Genomic DNA, 14904 nt, shown 5'->3' with positions numbered 1-14904 from the left:
AAAAGCTGCGCCGTAAACACTGATTTTCAGCTCCGTACTAGGCGCACTTCTGCAATAGGCACAAAAAAAAGCCCGAGGCTGGCCCCGGGGCTTTCATAGTAAACGCTTACTGACTGAGCCGGCACTGGCTAGGTGCGCGGGTCGCCAGGCCGTTGGTGTCGGCTGGGTGGTCGGGCCCGCTTGTCCCGTTGGAAGAGCCCGAGTGCTTGGGAGTCCCGTTGAGCAAAAACTCGCGCAGGCGGTTGATGTGCATCTTCATTTCCTCGATGCGTTCCTCCTGCTGCACGCCGTAGGGGCCTTCGCTGCGGCTGGCCATGTTGGTGAGCAGGTTTTTGCGCTCCTCTAGCATGCGCAGGGCCACCCACAGGCTTTCTTCCAGCCCGTGCTGGGTGCGCTGCAGCAGCATGTCGGCCGTGAAGGCGTGACCCGTGTGGCAGCGGTAGCGCAGCAGCTTGCCGTGCTTGAGCTCGAAGAGGGAGCCCCCGCAGTCGGGGCAGGTCATGGGCACGGGGCGGGCCAGGCGCGTTACTTCATCAATAGTTCCCACAACTCTTTCCGCAATAGCGGCCTCCAGTTTGATGTCCTCCGGAATGTTCTGAACACTAGCTAAGGGCATGCGGGTCAGGCGGGTGAGCAAAAATCCCATTTCCTTCAACGGCACCACATAGTCGATGTCTACGTTGCTGAGCGCACTCTCGGGCATGCTCGGAAACTCGGCCTCGTGCGGGTCCTGCACCACCGTCAGGCCCCGCTGCGCTTGACGAACTCCAGGCCGGCCGTGCCGTCGTGGAGCATGCCGGTGAGCACCACCCGATAACGTTGGGGCCGTAGTAAGCCGCCGCTGAGCGAAACAGGGCGTCGGCGGCCGGGCGGTAGTGGTTTTCGTGCGGGCCTTTGGTTACCAGGATGTAGCCGTCCTTTACCAGCAGGTGCCGGTCGGGCGGGGCCAGGTACACGGTGTTGGGCTCAATCAACTCGCCGCCCTGGGGCAGCAGGCAGCGTAGGTCGGTTTGGCGGGAGAGGCGGTCTACCAGGTGCTCACCCGAAGAATCGGGGGCAAAGTGCTGCACGATGAGTACGGCCGCCGGCAAGTCGGCCGGAAGCTGGGCCACCAACTGGCAGAGTGCCGGCATACCGCCGGCCGAGGCACCAATAACGATGACGTGGGTAGGATGGTCCACGAAGTAGAAATAAGAGGATGAAAGGCAGTGGCAAGCCACCGACAAAAGCAGGAAAGTCTTTTAGATGTACGCAGCCCCACGCCTTCTGGATATGGTGGCGCTTGCCGATGTGTAGCAGGCGGAAGCAGCCTTTGAAACCCCACCAGTGACTTTTTTGTGCGTACTTTTGAAGAATTGTCGTAAGCCCTTAGTGCGCGCAAACCCTCAGCGGACGCTTGACCGAAGCCGCCTCAGCTACGACTCCGCTCAAAGATGAAGACACCCGCCCAAGCCAATTCCGACGAGGAGGAAACCATCCTGCCCGTTGACCCCGCCGACTTACCCCTGGAGCCCCAGCCTTCGCCGCAGCAGCTGCGTGAGGTGGAGCGCCAGGAAAAGCCGAACGAAAAGTTTACCATCGTGGGGCTAGGCGGCTCGGCAGGCTCGGTAGGGGCGCTGGAAAAGTTTTTCCAACACATGCCCCCGGCAGTGGCATTGCCTTCGTGGTGGTGCTGCACCTGATGCCCGATCAGCCCAGTCAGCTGGCCCAGGTGCTGCAGCAAAGCACGAGCATGCCGGTGCTGGAAGCTACCGACGGGCAGAAGGTGCGGCCCAATCACGTTTACGTGATTCCGCCCGACCGTGACTTGAGCATTCTGCACGGCACGCTGCTGCTGTTTGCCCCGAACAGCCCCGGGGCAAGCGCCTGCCCATCGACTACTTCTTCCAGAGCCTGGCCAAGGACGCCCGGGAGCGGGCCGTGTGCATCGTCTTGTCGGGCCTGGGCACCGACGGCACCGTGGGGCTGAAAATGGTGATGGAAAACTTCGGGATGGTGATGGTGCAGGCTCCCGATACGGCCGAGTACGACAGCATGCCCCGCTCGGCCATTGCCACCGAGTTTGTGGACTACGTGCTGCCCGCCGAGCAGCTGCCGGCCAAGCTCCTCGAATACGTAAACAAGCCCCTGGGAGCCCGGCCCCGGCGCGAAGTGGCCGAGTCGGCCTCCCAGCCGGCCCACGCCCTGCAGAAAATCTTTACCCTGATCCGGACCCAGACCGGGCACGACTTCAGCTTCTACAAGCGCAATACCGTGTTTCGGCGCATCGAGCGGCGCATGAACTCCCACCAGATTCAGGAGTTTACCCACTACGTGCGCTTTTTGCAGGAAACTCCCTCGGAGGTAGAGGCCCTGTTCAAGGAGCTGCTGATCGGCGTCACCAAGTTTTTCCGCGACAAGGAGGCTTTCGATTTGCTGAAGGTGCGGCTGCTGCCCGTTCTGCGCGCCAAGCCCGCCGACAGCGTGGTGCGGGTGTGGGCCCCGGGCTGCTCTACCGGGGAGGAAGCCTATTCCCTGGCCATGACCCTGCTCGAAGCCCTGGACGGCATCGACCCCACGCGCCACCTCAAAATCCAGATTTTCGCCACCGACATCAACAACGAGGGCATTGACTTTGCCCGCGCGGGCCTGTACCCGGCCAACATCGAAGCCGACGTGAGCCCGGCGCGGCTGGAGCGGTTTTTTCAGAAAACCGACGGCCACTACCTGATTCGTAAGGAAGTGCGCGACCTGGTCATCTTTGCCCTGCACAACCTGAACAAGGATGCCCCCTTCACCAGGCTTGATTTGGTATGCTGCCGCAACCTGCTGATTTACCTCTCGGCCGAGCTGCAGAAAAACATTATTCCCATCTTTCACTACGCCCTCAACCCCAACGGCTTGCTGTTCCTGGGCCGTCCGAGAACCTCACCGGGTTTCAGGATCTTTTTCAGCCCCTGGACGTGAAGTGGAAGATTTCGCGCCGCTCCGAAACTACTTCGCCCCTGCCGCGCATCGTTAATTTCCCTTTTTCCCTGACCCCCAAACGGCCTCCAACGCCCCCGCCAACAGCGCTATGCACCCTATTGCTCCCCGTAAAGACGGCCCATTCGCTTCCTTGGTGCAGAAAGTGCTGCTGCGCACCTACACGCCGCCGGCCGTGGTCATCAATGCCCGGGGCGAAATCCTGTACGTGAACGGGCGCACCGGCCGCTACCTGGAGCCAGCCCCGGGCCTGGGCAGCATGAACCTGTTTGAAATGGCCCGCGAAGACCTCAACTACGAGCTTAGCGGCCTGGTGCACAAGGCCAACGCCACCCACGAAGACGCCGTGGCCGACAACGTGCGGGTCAAGACCGAAAGCGGCTACCAGCTGCTGCGCATCACGGTGAAGTACCTGGAGGAAGTCGACACGCTGGCCGGCCTGCTGCTGGTCGTGTTCGAGGACCAGCCCACGCCCCGCAAGGTGCGCCTGAGCAAAACCAGCCTCGGCGACGGAATGAACAAGGATGCGGCAGCCGCCCTGGAAAAAGAGCTGCACTACACCAAGCGCCGCCTACAAATCACCATCGAGGAAATGGAAAGCAGCGTGGAGGAGCTCAAAAGCACCAATGAGGAACTGCAAAGTGCCAACGAGGAACTGCAAAGCACCAACGAGGAGGCCATGACCAACAAGAAGGAAATGCAGAGCCTCAACGAGGAGCTCATGACCCTGAACATGCAGTACCTGAGCAAGACCGAGGAACTCTCGATGGCCGCCAACGACATGAAAAACCTGCTCGACGCCACCGAAATTGCCACCATCTTCCTCGACAATGACATGGTCATCAAGCGGTTTACGCCCTCGGTAAGCCGTATCATCAAGCTGCTGCCCTCGGATGCGGGCCGGCCCATCACGCACTTTGCCAGCAACCTGCGCCACGAAAACCTGGCCGCCGACATTCAGCAGGTGCTCGACCGGCTGGTGAGCATCGATTCCAACATCCAGACCACTACGGGCGAGTGGTACGCCATGCGCATTCTGCCCTACCGCACCCTCGACAACTACATCAGCGGCACGGTCATCACCTTCACCGATATTTCGGGCCTGAAGCACCTGGAGGAGCAGTTGCAGGAAACCTCGCGCTTTGCCAACAGCATCATCGAAACCGTGCGGGAGCCCCTGCTCGTGCTCGACCAGCACCTGCATATTCTCACGGCCAGCCGCTCGTTTGCCCAGATTTTTGGGGTGGATGCCGACGCCGTGCGCCACCTTTCCCTCGCCAAGCTGCAGGGGGCGCCTGGAACCAGCCCGAGCTGCGCCGCCACCTGCAAACCCTGCTGGATAAACAGGCCGAGGAGTTTAACAACCTGACCCTGACGCTGCACCTACCCGGAGCCGAGCCGCAGGAAGTACTGGTGCACGGCCGCCGGATCATGAGTGAGGGGCACGAAACCGGCCGCCTGCTGCTGGGCGTGGAGCCCCGGGAAGCCCAGCACTAGGTGGCGTACTTGAGCGGCAATAACTCATTCAATAAGGCGGAGCTTCCGTAGTACAGGTAATTTCCCTAGCTTGACTGTATGAACACGCCTGATTCCCCGTCGGCCGCCTCGGCGCACGCGGCCCTGCAAGAGCTGCGGAGTCAGGCCGAAAAGCGCAAAAGCCTGCTGACCCAGAGCCTGAGCGAAGGACTGCCCGAAGACGTGCAGCGCCTCGTGCAGGACTTGCAGGTGCATCAGATTGAGCTGGAAATGCAGTACGAGGAGCTGCTGCTGGCCCAGGCCGAGCTCGAAACCATGCGCGCCCAGTACGTAGACCTCTACGACTTCGCGCCGGTGGGCTACTTCAGCCTCGACCTGCACGGCGTTATCACCCAACTTAACCTGAAGGGCAGCCAGCAGCTGAGTTCGGTGCGCCAGCGCCTGATCGGGCGGCGCTTCGCCTGGTTTGTCGACCCGGAGTACCGCGCGGAGTTTCAGGAGTTGCTGCTTCGGGTGCAGGCCAGCGAGCAGCGCCAGACGCTGGAGCTGATTTTGCGGCGGGAAGACGGCACCGTGTTTTACGCCCTGCTCGAAGGCCTGGCCGTGGCCCGGGAGCCCGAGGCGCAGCCCACCCACTGCCGCGTGGTCGTTATCGACATTACCCGGCAGCATGAAGCCAAAAAGGCCCTGGAAGCCAGCGAAGCCCGGTTTCGGCGGCTCTTTGAGCACAGCTCCGACGCGGTGGTGCTGCTCCAGGACAACTACTACCTCGACTGCAACACGGCGGCCATGCAGCTGCTCGCCGCCCTGGACCGGGAGGAAGTAGTGGGCCACCACATCACCGATTTTTTCCCGGAACGCCAGCCCGACGGTACCCTCAGCCTGCAGCTCATCAACGCGGTGGTGCAGGAAGCCATGCGGCAGGGCTCGGCCAAAATGGAGCTGCTCATGCAGCGCATCACCGGCGAGGAAGTGTGGGTAGAGGCCGTTATTACCCTGTTTGCCCTCCAGAATAAGGCCCCTTGCTGCACGTGGCCTGGCGCGACGTGACGGCCGCCCGCGCCGCCCGGGTGGAGCTGCTGCGCCAGAAGGAATTCTCGGAAAGCCTGCTCGACAACAGCGTGGACGGCATTCTGGCCTTCGACCAGGAGTTGCGCATTACGGCCTGGAACCGGGTGCAGGAAGAGTTTTCGGGCCGCTCCGAAGCCCAGGTGCTGGGCAGGGCGTGCTGGAGCTTTTCCCCGAATACGCCGGCGGCGAGCAAGAAGAAGGAATGCGCCAGGTGCTGCAGGGCCGGCGCATGATGCGCCAGGACATGCCGTTTCATTCCAGCCAGGGCTATTTCGAGTCGTATTTCGTGCCTTTGGCCTCGCCCGAGGGCCACATCAGCGGGGCCCTGGTCCACATCCGCGACGTGACCGAGCGGGTGCGCCTGGCCGAGGAAGCCACGGCCCTGAAGCTGCGCCAGCAGCAGGAAGTGCTGGCCGCCATCCTGACCACCCAGGAGGAGGAGCGCAAGCGTATTGCCGAGGCCCTGCACAACGGCGTGGGCCAGCTGCTGTACGCGGCTAAGCTCAACCTGGAAAACCGCTCGGGCACCGGCCAGAACCGTGAAGCCGCTCTGAGCTTGATTGACGAAGGCATCAAGGCCACGCGCACCATCTCGCACGAGCTGACCCGGGCATCCTCGAAGACTTCGGCCTGAAAATAGCCCTGGAGGAGCTCACCAAGCGGATTCCCAAGCAGCAGCTGCACGTGCACCTGCAGCTGCACGGCCTGGAGCAGGAGCGCCCCCGCCTCTACGACGTGGCTGCCTACCGCATCGTGCAGGAGCTGCTGGCCAACATCATCAAGCACGCCAAAGCCCACGAAGCCTACGTGTACGTGGTGTACGAAGAAGGCCACCTGCACATTTCGGCCGAGGACGACGGGGTGGGCTTTACCCAGCCCGCCGCCAACGAAAAAACCGCCAAGGGCATCGGCCTGGCCGGCATCCGCAACCGCCTCGACCTGCTGGGCGGTACCCTTACCGTGGATTCCCGCCCGGCAAAGGCTCCATTATCACCATCGAAATCGAGGTAAAGTAGAGACTTGTACAGGCTGAGGCGCCGGTAGCTTCCTAACCTGTTACCGCCCCGTCAGCAGCTGAATGCAAACCAGCAGATGGGGTTTCGTAGCCTTTGGTCGTCCAGCACCAGCTCCCGAATAGCGTCCGGCAGCTGGTCGCGCTGCCACTGGCACTCCTGCTGCCCAATGCTGTCCTTCTCCTTGTCTAATACCGTTTCTCTTACTGCCTTGATGGCGTAGGCCGCGGCTCCCAGCTCATGCGCCGCCACGTGCGCTACCGCCACTGCCTGTCCGGCTGCCAGGGCGGCAAACCGGGCCGCTTCCGGCATTCCTTTGCCCGCGGCATTGGCGGCAAAAGCAGCCTGGTGCGCCTGTTTCATGGTCGCCTCGCCTCTGACCCAGGCCCGCGCTAGCTCCAGGGCTTGCCGGGCCGCTGGTCGTCGGGGTTGGCCTGCTCAAAGAGGTGGAGTACGTGCTCGGCACAAGCTACTGCCCACTCGGCCAGCAGCTGATGGTGGGCATCGGTGAGCGTACCGCCCGGCGGATGGTGATAAATCGAGGGTCTCTTTCTTTCGGTAAAATCATAGCGGCTAGCGTAATAGGCCGGTTGGCAACGCCTAAAGTACCGGATAAAGCACAGCAACGCTCCCCAGGGCCGACCCACTAGCCAGCCCTGGGGAGCGTTTTTGGTCAGGAGCTTACTTTACTACAGTAGCTTCCAGCTCCACGGTGAGGCCCGCAAACAGGCCCTGCACTTCCAGCAGCGTCGTGGCTTGCTTCACGCCGTGCCGGGCTATCCAGGCCTGGTACACATCCGAGCAGGTCGTGAAAAACTCCGTTACGGAAGTGGTGTACACGTTCAGCCGCACGATGCCCGAGCATTCATACCCCGCTTCGCCGATGAGCTGCTCCAGGTTCTGGAAGGTTTGCTGCAGCTGGCTGCGCATATCGGCCGAGCTGGGCCGGCCCTCCGCGTCGAGAGCCACCTGCCCGGAGCAGTAAAGGGTGCCGGCGGGCTGTTTGATTTCGACGGCCTGAACCGAATTGGTTTGCTCTCCCCATTTCCACGGGTCTACGGTGCGCTTTTCCATTTTTTTACTTTGTGAGTTGGGGTAAAAAGGTGTTTGTCACTTGACTCTACAAAGGTCTCGGCGCCTACTGACAGCCCTGTGTCAGCATGTTTTGGGGGTACAAAATATTTCATACACCCGCCGGGCCAGCTCGCGCAGGTGCTCTTCCAGCACGGCGGGCTCTAGGATGGTAACGGCCCCGGCGTAGGGCAGCAGCCAGGTGGCCAGGTAGGGCAGGTCCCCGATTAGAAAGCTCATTTCCAGGCTGCCATCCGGCAAAATGTGCTCCTGGGTCCAGCCGTACTGGTACTTGGTATCCTGCAGCTGTCGGGCCAGGGCGGGCAGCACCGCGTCCGGCTGAAAGCGGAGCACGACCTTTTCCCGGGCTGGCGCTTGGCTTGTTTGGCCCAGTGCTGCTGCAGGGTTTCGGGCGGGGGTAAAGACTTCCTCCCGCAGCTCCAGCGCTTCGATACGGTCGAGGCGGAAATCCGGAAGGTCTTGCGCAGCCGGCAATACGCCAGCACGTGCCACACCCGGCTGCGGTACAGGCTGACGGGCTCAATGTCGCGGGCGGAGGGAGCCTGAGCGTCGGCGGAGTGGTAGCGCAGGTGCACCACGCGGCTGGCGGCCACGGCCGTCACCAGCAGCTGGTAGGCCGCCGGAAAGCCGGCCGGGTCGCGGGGCTGAGCACATGGATGCGGGGCGCCAGGGTTTCGAGGTGGTCCCGGTCGGGGCGGCGCAGCACGGCACGCAGCTTGTCCATGGCCGCCCGCTGAGCTGGGCCGTGGGCGCGTCGGTGAGCTGGGCGGCCAGCTTTTCGGCTGTGAGCAGGGCCGTAGCTTCTTCGCGGGAAAACATGACCGGCGGCAAACGGTAGCCTTCCACCAGCGAGTACCCGATTCCCTGCTCGCCAATGAGGGTACACCGGCTTCTTCCAGGGTGCGCAGGTCGCGGTAGATGGTGCGTAAGCTCACGCCAAACTGCGCGGCCAAAGCCGGCCCCGTCACGGTGCGCTTGGCCTGCAGCTGGATCAGAATAGCCGTTACCCGGTCAAATCGGTTCATCGCCTGGATATAAAAATAAGAGGTATTACTTCGGGAGGCAGTTGCTGCTAAGCAAGGCAAACAAGTCCCGGCTATAAGATTGCCAGAAACGCGTTTGGAATACCATAGTACCCATCAGGGCCAGGCATGCTATACTGCAAAAGAACAGTGTCATTGCGAGCAAGACGAAGCAATCCGTCCTCTAAAATGTGCTGAGTTACCTGAAGTGAAAAGCTCTTTACTATTGCGGTAGTAAAGGGCTTTCTGGGTAAAGGATGTTTGTCACTAGTAGAGGACGGATTGCTTCGCAAGCTCGCAATGACACGGGTTAGCTGAACATCAAACTCGCCATTTCACCAACTCACCTTACAGCCGCACGCCGATGCCGGGCCGAGGAGGAAGAAGGGCTTGCCGGCGGAAAGCAGGTAGCCGCCGCCCAGGTAAAGCGGGAAGGTGAGCTTAGCGTCGCGGCGAGTGGGTAGATGGAGCCCAGAATAACCACGCCCAAGTCCCGGTTGCCGCCGTTTTTGCTTAGGTCGAAGGCGTTGAGGGCCACGAAGCCGGCTCCCACTTTATACGGGCGCAGGCGGTTGATTTTCTCGGGTGGTAAAAGCTCAGCTGCCCCAGCATGGCCAGCGAGATACCGCCGAAGGAAGTGTAGCTCGACTCGCCCTTGTACTTGGTAAGCAGGCCGCCGGGGAAGCTCACGTCGATGTCGAACTTGATGCGGCGCTTAAGCACCAGTTCCAGCTTCTGGGTGAAGCCCGGCTCCTGGTACTGGCTCTGGTTGTGCTTGATGGTGATGATAATTGTGCTCCAGTCGTCCAGGTCGTAGGTTTTGCGGGAGCTCAGGATGTTGTTGAGGCTGATGTTGCCCACCTGGCACTGCTTGTCCTGGTAGAAGGCGGCCCGCACCGAGTTGTCGCCGGGGCAGACCACCACGTTGTCGATGGTGCGCATCTCAATCAGCTCCCCTTGGCGTTCTGGGTCCGGATGTCGAAGGTCAGGTACTGCTTGCCGTAGAGCTGGGCTTCGGTGTCGATGCCGTTGGGGTTGAAGCTGAAGACCACGTCACTGATGGTCCGGTCGTAGAGCACCGGCCCGTTGAGGCGGTTGATTACCCGCGGGCTTTCCCCGAAGTTGACAGCCACGAAATCGAGCGGGTGGGGGCGCTGAAACTCCTTCACGGCCAACGCATAGCCTGTGGGTTGGCCGGCGTTGAAGATGGTGATGCGGCGCTTGTCAATAGTCTGAGGCACCTGCACGCGGTACACCACGGCCGCGTCCGAGCGGATCGACGAGTCGGAAGGCACCACGGTCAGGTCCTCGAAGTGGAAGCGGGCCTTCTGCAAGGACTCGCCCTCCAGGCGCACGTCCACGGTTTCGCCGGGGTTCACGTTGAGGCTGGAGCTCCAGTCGCCGCCCCGGTGCCGCACCTGCACGCTGCTGATGGCCGTTTTGGGCGAGATGTTGAAGTTGGTAATGTACTTGGGCTGGTCGTTTTCCTTGATGTAGAGGTAGCTGTCCGTCTGCCGGTGGGTGTTGTACACGCGCAGCCAGCACAGCACCCGGTCGTTGGTCAGGTACTGGCGGGTAAAGAGCTCGGCCATCAAAGCGCCGCCGGCTTCTTCTTGATCCTCAATGCGGTAGGTGCGCTTCAGGTCAAAGGTGCGGCCGTTGTCGAGGATGATTTCCACGCCCTTGCGGCGGGCGGCCTCGTCCATGGTTATTTCCTTTTTATCGACGCTCAGAAAGCGCAGCCGCGAGGCCTTCACCGTAAATTCCTGGCGCAGCGGAGCCAGGGCGTAGCTCAGGCGGCGGTTGTTGTCGGTCAGGAAGGGCCGCTCGGTCTGGGGGCGCACCGTGAGCAGGCGGGTGCCTAGCTCGTTGGGAACCACGCGCAGGCGCAGCTGGCCTTTTTCCTGCACAATGCGGTAGTCGATGTCCTGGCCCTTGGTCCACTCCGTCGAGACGCGGATGTTCTTGGGGTTATTGCTGCTCAAATCGAACACCTTTTCCTCGCCCACAAACAGCTCCGTGTCGTTGGGCTTAAACTCCAGGGTGGTGCGCGTAATGGGCAGCAGGCTTACCGTCTGGGTCAGCGGAGGCCGGCCGGCACTGTCGCTGGCCTGGGTGAAGGTGAGCTGCAGGAAGCGGGCCGCGGGCAAGTCCTTGAACCGGATTTTGGTGCGGTAATACTGGTTGCCGACGGCCGTAAGCGAGTCGAGCAGCACGAAGTCAGCGGATCGGCGCAGGCGCACGGGTGCTTTGGTCTGCCAGCTCAGCGGGTAGAGCAGCAGCTCGGCGGTTTCATCGTCCTGCCGGTAGTAGAAGTACAGGTTAGGCTCGCCCTGCACGGCAATGGTGTGGCGGCTCAGCGAGTAGCGCGTGGTGTCGGTGCGCAGCGTCAGCTCGCGCAGCAGGGGAGTAGAAGGGAACGGAGTTGTTTGGGCCTGGCCCGGCAAGGAGAGGCACAGGAGGGCGGCCAAGCCGGCAAGCCAGCTAAAACCCGGAAGAAAACGCACGGGGCACTGCATCAGAAGTGAGGGGAGCGGGAAACCGGCAATTCGGCCCCCATTTAAGCTCGCAAAGGTAGCAGCCGCCGAATCCTATTCCGGGGTTTTCGTCCAATTTGTTAGTTTTTCTGGGCCAACGCCGATTCTGGCCGTTTTTTGCCCCGGCGCTTGTCCCACCACACGTAGGCCCCAAACAGCAGAATGCTGATGCCCGACACCCAGAGCAGGCCACTTTTGAGCCGGTCACTGTTTTCGCCCAGCCAGGCCAGCAGGGCAATAAGGGGCGCTACGCCGGCCACCGTAGCCAGCATAAACCGCCAGTAGCCCAGGCGGGCCACCCCGGCCACAAAGCTCACCGCGTCGTCGGACAGAGCGGGGAGAGGCGGGCAATGACGACGGCCCAGGTGCCATAGCGCTGCACTTCCTCCACCATCTTCTTCTCGTTTTTCTCGCCAATCAGTCGGCCAATAAATGCCTCCCGGCCGAGTGGCCCAGCCAGTAGCCCACCGACGAGGCCACCACAATGCCAGCCAGGGCCAGCAAGGAGCCCCACCAGGGCCCATAAGCCAGAATAGCCACCAGAATCAGTAGCACCACGTTTACCACGACCAGAAACATCTGGGCCACCATGCCGGCCACAATCACCACCGGGCCCCAGTAGCCGAACTGCTTGATCCAGGCCGATACCTTCTCTTGCTCGCCGCTCTTGAGCACGGTGAAGGCTTCCTTGGCCCCGGTTTGAAACGCGGGCCACAGGAAATAGCAGGCCACCAGGGCCAGCAGCAGGCCCCGGCCAGGTAGAGCGGCAGGCGGCTGGATTTTTTGGACGGGGCAGAAGACGCGGAGTTAACCAACAGAGCAGGGACGAAAGGTGAGCAAATAGCGCCGAAACGGCCGGGTGAGCGGCCCGCCGACGCGGGGTGCTTGGTCTTTACGCAGCGCCTCGTTGGTGGTTGGCGGCAACCCGACCGGCGCCAATGGGTACTAAGGAGCTCCAAACTCCGTGACAAGCGCCCCGATGGGCCTTCACCTGACTTCTCGGCCATGAGCAAACATACCTACGACATGGGCCTGGTGGGCAACTGCGCCTACCTCGCCCTGATCAAGCAAGACACCTCCGTTTCCTGGCTCTGCTGGCCCCGCTTCGACAGCAGCTTCGTTTTTGGCCCCCTGCTCGACACCCGCAAGGGCGGCGAGTTCAGCATCAAGCCTGCCGAAGACGCCGACTACCGCACCCGGCAGTACTACCTGGAAAACACCAACGTGCTGTGCACCGAAATCGAAAACGCCGAGGGCCGCTACCGCGTCACCGACTTTGCCCCGCGCTTTGCCCAGTACGACCGGCACTACAAGCCCTGATGTTTATCCGTAAGATCGAGCCCCTGGCCGGCTTGCCGCGGGTAAAGGTGGTTTGCAACCCCGTGGCCGAGTATGGGGAGCAGCAGCTCACGCGCCGCCGCAGCTCCAACCACATTGCCTTCCTGGGCATGGAGGAGGAAGTGCGCCTGACTACCGACATTCCCCTGACGTATATTCTCGACGGCGAAGGATTCGTGCTCAACGAAACCCGCTATTTGGTCCTGACGTACGGAGCTCCGCTGGAAGCCAGTCTGCACAGCACAGTCGAGGAGTTTTTGCGCAAAACCGTGCAACACTGGCAGCACTGGGTGAAAAGCACCAGCATCAGCAACTTCTACCAGACCCAGGTGATTCGCTCGGCTCTGGCTTTGAAGCTACACCAGTACGAAGACACCGGCGCTATCATTGCCGCCACGACTACGAGTTTGCCCGAAGCGCCCGGCAGCACCCGCAACTGGGACTACCGCTTCTGCTGGATGCGCGACACGTACTACATCCTGACGGCCTTCAACAACATCGGGCACTTCGAGGAGATGGAGAAGTACTTCCACTACATCGCCAATATCTCGACCAAGGTGCGCGACAAATACCAGCCGCTCTACAGCATCAGCGGGGCCGCTAAGCTGGTGGAAAAAGAGCTGCCGCTGGAAGGCTACCTCGGCAACCAGCCCGTGCGCATCGGCAACGACGCCTACACCCACATTCAGAATGACGTCTACGGGCAGGTACTGGTGGCCTTGCTGCCGCTCTACGTGGATCGGCGCTTCGTGGGCAAGGAGCGGGCCGACTCCGAGCGGATGATGTACGACGCGCTGCGCCTGATCAAGGAAACCATGGACATGCCCGACGCCGGGCTCTGGAGTTCCGCCACATTGCGCAGCACCACTGTTACACCTTCCTCTTTCACTGGGCCGGGCCCACGCGGCCCGCAAGGTGGCGCGCTACCTCGGCAACCGGGACATTGAGGACATGGCCGAGCAACTGGCCCACACCGCGGCCCAGAAAATCGAGGAGTGCTACGATGCCGAGCGGGGCGTGTACACCAACGCCATTGGCTCGCCCCACCTCGATGCCAGCGGCCTGCAGCTGATTCTGATGGGCTACCTCGACCCCAACTCTGACCGGGCCAAAACCCACCTGCGGGAGTTGGAAAAGGAGCTGAAGACGCCCGAGGGCCTGTTTTACCGCTACCGCCACCCCGACGACTTCGGTACGCCCGAAACCACCTTCCTGATCTGCTCTTTCTGGTATGTGGAGGCCCTAGCCTGCGTCGGCCGCCTCGACGATGCGGCCCGGGAGTTTGAAAAGCTGCTAGGCTACACCAACCACCTGGGCTTGCTCAGCGAAGACGTGGACGCCCGCACTGGTTCGCAGTGGGGCAATTTCCCCCAGGCCTATAGCCATGTAGGCTTGGTCAACGCGGCTTACCGCATTTCCAAAAAGCTCGACCGGCCTAATTTCCTGTAGCCCTCCGGCAGTCGGAGGCCGGGCAGCAGTCGAGTGCGAAGCGCTTATGCTAGGCCCGGCCTCTGCTGAGGCTATTTGCCTGGCTTTCCCATTTCGTTGTTTTCATTCTCTATGGCTCGTTTTACCAAGGCAGATGCCGTGAACCAGGCCCTGCAAAGCCCGCTGATTCCGGTATTTTACCACGCCGAAGAACCTTACGCCCGGCGCGTCCTGCAGGCTTGCTACGAAGGCGGCGTGCGGCTCTTTGAGTTTACCAACCGTGGTCCAAATGCCTTCGACATCTTCACCGATTTGCAGCAGTTCGTGGAAGCCGAGTACCCGGACCTGCTACTCGGGGCCGGCACCATCTACACGGTGGAAGAAGCCGAGCGGTTCATCAGCGCCGGCGCCGACTACATCGTGCAGCCCGTCATCGGCGCTGAAGTAGCCGCGCTGTGCCAGCAGTACGATTTGGCCTGGCTACCCGGGGTTTCTACCCTGAATGAAGTATACCAGGCTAGCCAGCTCGGGCCACGTTTGCCAAGCTGTTTCCCTCCGCCATCCTCGGGCCCGACTACCTCAAGGCCATCAGCGCCCCGTTGCCGAAAGTGCGCTTTATGGCCACCGGCGGCATTCAGCCCGCCCCCGAAACCATGGCCGCCTGGATGCAGGCCGGCGCCACCTGCGTAGGCGTTGATTCACGTTTGTTGAAAACCGAGGACCCGGCGGCCTTGACGGCCCAGGTGCGGGAGTTGCTGGCTGCCATGCAGCCCCCGACTGCTGCAACGGCTCAATAGGGCACAAACAGCAATTCTTTGCTCAGGAAAATGAGCTGGGGAGCGACAATATCCCCTGTGCGCGTAGTGGATTTAACCCCGTTTCAGAATAGCTTTAAGGCGAGGGCGGCTTTCAGCAAAGAAGGCCGCTGCTTGGTAGTTATTTTAAAACAAGCCACCGGCCGTT

At 61.6% G+C, this 14904-nt stretch carries 18 protein-coding genes and 5 pseudogenes; 11 read left to right on the top strand and 12 right to left on the bottom strand.

The features are described 5' to 3' along the window. Positions 1-106: 106 nt before the first annotated feature. A complete protein-coding gene (locus MUN79_RS30295; protein WP_262922921.1) occupies positions 107-703 on the bottom strand; it encodes a hypothetical protein in 597 nt (198 codons plus the stop codon). Then, entirely contained in the window at positions 603-1181 is a 579-nt protein-coding gene (locus MUN79_RS30290) for a chemotaxis protein CheB (protein WP_262922920.1), read from the bottom strand. Before MUN79_RS30290 ends, MUN79_RS30295 begins: the two co-directional genes overlap by 101 nt. 252 nt (positions 1182-1433) lie before the next feature. On the opposite strand from MUN79_RS30290, the gene MUN79_RS22140 reads away from it, so the two are divergent. From MUN79_RS22140 to MUN79_RS22105, 7 genes and pseudogenes are all read left to right on the top strand, one after another. Beyond that, positions 1434-1682, top strand: coding sequence for a hypothetical protein (locus MUN79_RS22140; protein WP_244674715.1), 249 nt, complete (start codon positions 1434-1436; stop codon positions 1680-1682). After that, positions 1664-1969 (top strand): chemotaxis protein CheB, encoded by a 306-nt coding sequence (locus tag MUN79_RS22135; protein WP_262922919.1) that lies wholly within the window; start codon positions 1664-1666, stop codon positions 1967-1969. The genes MUN79_RS22140 and MUN79_RS22135 overlap by 19 nt, the downstream gene beginning before the upstream one ends. Beyond that, positions 1867-2946, top strand: coding sequence for a CheR family methyltransferase (locus MUN79_RS22130; RefSeq protein ID WP_311136795.1), 1080 nt, complete (start codon positions 1867-1869; stop codon positions 2944-2946). The genes MUN79_RS22135 and MUN79_RS22130 overlap by 103 nt, the downstream gene beginning before the upstream one ends. Positions 2947-3055: 109 nt before the next feature. Beyond that, positions 3056-4333: a PAS domain-containing protein gene (locus MUN79_RS22125; RefSeq protein ID WP_244674714.1), complete on the top strand. Its 1278-nt coding sequence runs from the start codon at positions 3056-3058 to the stop codon at positions 4331-4333. A gap of 206 nt (positions 4334-4539) precedes the next feature. Further along, the gene (locus MUN79_RS22120; protein WP_244674713.1) at positions 4540-5490 is read left to right on the top strand and encodes a PAS domain-containing protein; all 951 of its coding nucleotides are present in this window, start codon (positions 4540-4542) and stop codon (positions 5488-5490) included. Next, a pseudogene (locus MUN79_RS22110) lies at positions 5472-6145 on the top strand (PAS domain-containing protein). Before MUN79_RS22120 ends, MUN79_RS22110 begins: the two are co-directional and overlap by 19 nt. Before the next feature lie 50 nt (positions 6146-6195). Continuing rightward, complete coding sequence (locus tag MUN79_RS22105; RefSeq protein WP_244674711.1) at positions 6196-6522, top strand: sensor histidine kinase; 327 nt, start codon at positions 6196-6198, stop codon at positions 6520-6522. A 56-nt stretch (positions 6523-6578) separates the two neighbouring features. Here the strand turns inward: MUN79_RS22105 and MUN79_RS32010 are convergent. The 10 genes and pseudogenes from MUN79_RS32010 to MUN79_RS22065 form a co-directional block, all read right to left on the bottom strand. Then, a pseudogene (locus tag MUN79_RS32010) lies at positions 6579-7171 on the bottom strand (putative immunity protein). Positions 7172-7205: 34 nt separating this feature from the next. Next, positions 7206-7598 (bottom strand): RidA family protein, encoded by a 393-nt coding sequence (locus tag MUN79_RS22095; protein WP_244674709.1) that lies wholly within the window; start codon positions 7596-7598, stop codon positions 7206-7208. A gap of 81 nt (positions 7599-7679) precedes the next feature. Then, positions 7680-8108, bottom strand: a complete 429-nt coding sequence (locus MUN79_RS22090) for a WYL domain-containing protein (RefSeq protein WP_244678416.1) — start codon at positions 8106-8108, stop codon at positions 7680-7682. 17 nt (positions 8109-8125) lie between these two features. After that, positions 8126-8170 (bottom strand): annotated as a pseudogene (locus MUN79_RS32295) (hypothetical protein); the annotation flags it as partial. A gap of 44 nt (positions 8171-8214) precedes the next feature. Further along, positions 8215-8340, bottom strand: a complete 126-nt coding sequence (locus tag MUN79_RS30285) for a hypothetical protein (RefSeq protein WP_262922918.1) — start codon at positions 8338-8340, stop codon at positions 8215-8217. 196 nt (positions 8341-8536) lie between these two features. Continuing rightward, positions 8537-8641 (bottom strand): annotated as a pseudogene (locus tag MUN79_RS22085) (hypothetical protein); the annotation flags it as partial. 510 nt (positions 8642-9151) lie between these two features. Continuing rightward, positions 9152-9580, bottom strand: a complete 429-nt coding sequence (locus MUN79_RS22080; protein ID WP_244674708.1) for a hypothetical protein — start codon at positions 9578-9580, stop codon at positions 9152-9154. Between the two features lie 5 nt (positions 9581-9585). Next, on the bottom strand, positions 9586-11109 hold the full coding sequence (locus MUN79_RS22075; RefSeq protein WP_244674707.1) for a hypothetical protein: 1524 nt from the start codon (positions 11107-11109) through the stop codon (positions 9586-9588). 146 nt (positions 11110-11255) lie between these two features. Next, a complete protein-coding gene (locus MUN79_RS22070; protein WP_244674706.1) occupies positions 11256-11492 on the bottom strand; it encodes a TVP38/TMEM64 family protein in 237 nt (78 codons plus the stop codon). Positions 11493-11592: 100 nt separating this feature from the next. After that, a complete protein-coding gene (locus MUN79_RS22065) occupies positions 11593-11907 on the bottom strand; it encodes a TVP38/TMEM64 family protein (protein WP_244674705.1) in 315 nt (104 codons plus the stop codon). Between the two features lie 273 nt (positions 11908-12180). On the opposite strand from MUN79_RS22065, the gene MUN79_RS31375 reads away from it, so the two are divergent. From MUN79_RS31375 to MUN79_RS22055, 4 genes and pseudogenes are all read left to right on the top strand, one after another. Beyond that, the gene (locus tag MUN79_RS31375) at positions 12181-12495 is read left to right on the top strand and encodes a trehalase-like domain-containing protein (RefSeq protein WP_311136563.1); all 315 of its coding nucleotides are present in this window, start codon (positions 12181-12183) and stop codon (positions 12493-12495) included. Further along, a complete protein-coding gene (locus tag MUN79_RS31370; protein ID WP_311136562.1) occupies positions 12495-13460 on the top strand; it encodes a glycoside hydrolase family 15 protein in 966 nt (321 codons plus the stop codon). Before MUN79_RS31375 ends, MUN79_RS31370 begins: the two co-directional genes overlap by 1 nt. Beyond that, the gene (locus MUN79_RS31365) at positions 13429-13962 is read left to right on the top strand and encodes a glycoside hydrolase family 15 protein (RefSeq protein ID WP_311136561.1); all 534 of its coding nucleotides are present in this window, start codon (positions 13429-13431) and stop codon (positions 13960-13962) included. Before MUN79_RS31370 ends, MUN79_RS31365 begins: the two co-directional genes overlap by 32 nt. A gap of 111 nt (positions 13963-14073) precedes the next feature. Further along, positions 14074-14600: pseudogene (locus MUN79_RS22055) on the top strand (beta/alpha barrel domain-containing protein); the annotation flags it as partial. Positions 14601-14904 lie beyond the last annotated feature (304 nt).

It is taken from the genome of Hymenobacter cellulosilyticus (assembly GCF_022919215.1).
GTDB classification, from domain to species: Bacteria; Bacteroidota; Bacteroidia; order Cytophagales; family Hymenobacteraceae; genus Hymenobacter; species Hymenobacter cellulosilyticus.
The sequence above is the reverse complement of the archived record's forward strand: the minus strand, read 5'-3'. Positions and strand labels throughout refer to the sequence as shown.

What these genes read in the sequence shown, in the direction of transcription:
- MUN79_RS30295 (WP_262922921.1), bottom strand. Translation starts at nt 703, where the DNA reads ATGCCCGAGAGTGCGCTCAGCAACGTAGACATCGACTATGTGGTGCCG.
- MUN79_RS31375 (WP_311136563.1), top strand. Translation starts at nt 12,181, where the DNA reads ATGAGCAAACATACCTACGACATGGGCCTGGTGGGCAACTGCGCCTAC.
- MUN79_RS30285 (WP_262922918.1), bottom strand. Translation starts at nt 8,340, where the DNA reads ATGGACAAGCTGCGTGCCGTGCTGCGCCGCCCCGACCGGGACCACCTC.
- MUN79_RS22095 (WP_244674709.1), bottom strand. Translation starts at nt 7,598, where the DNA reads ATGGAAAAGCGCACCGTAGACCCGTGGAAATGGGGAGAGCAAACCAAT.
- MUN79_RS22140 (WP_244674715.1), top strand. Translation starts at nt 1,434, where the DNA reads ATGAAGACACCCGCCCAAGCCAATTCCGACGAGGAGGAAACCATCCTG.
- MUN79_RS22120 (WP_244674713.1), top strand. Translation starts at nt 4,540, where the DNA reads ATGAACACGCCTGATTCCCCGTCGGCCGCCTCGGCGCACGCGGCCCTG.
- MUN79_RS31370 (WP_311136562.1), top strand. Translation starts at nt 12,495, where the DNA reads ATGTTTATCCGTAAGATCGAGCCCCTGGCCGGCTTGCCGCGGGTAAAG.
- MUN79_RS22080 (WP_244674708.1), bottom strand. Translation starts at nt 9,580, where the DNA reads ATGCGCACCATCGACAACGTGGTGGTCTGCCCCGGCGACAACTCGGTG.
- MUN79_RS22125 (WP_244674714.1), top strand. Translation starts at nt 3,056, where the DNA reads ATGCACCCTATTGCTCCCCGTAAAGACGGCCCATTCGCTTCCTTGGTG.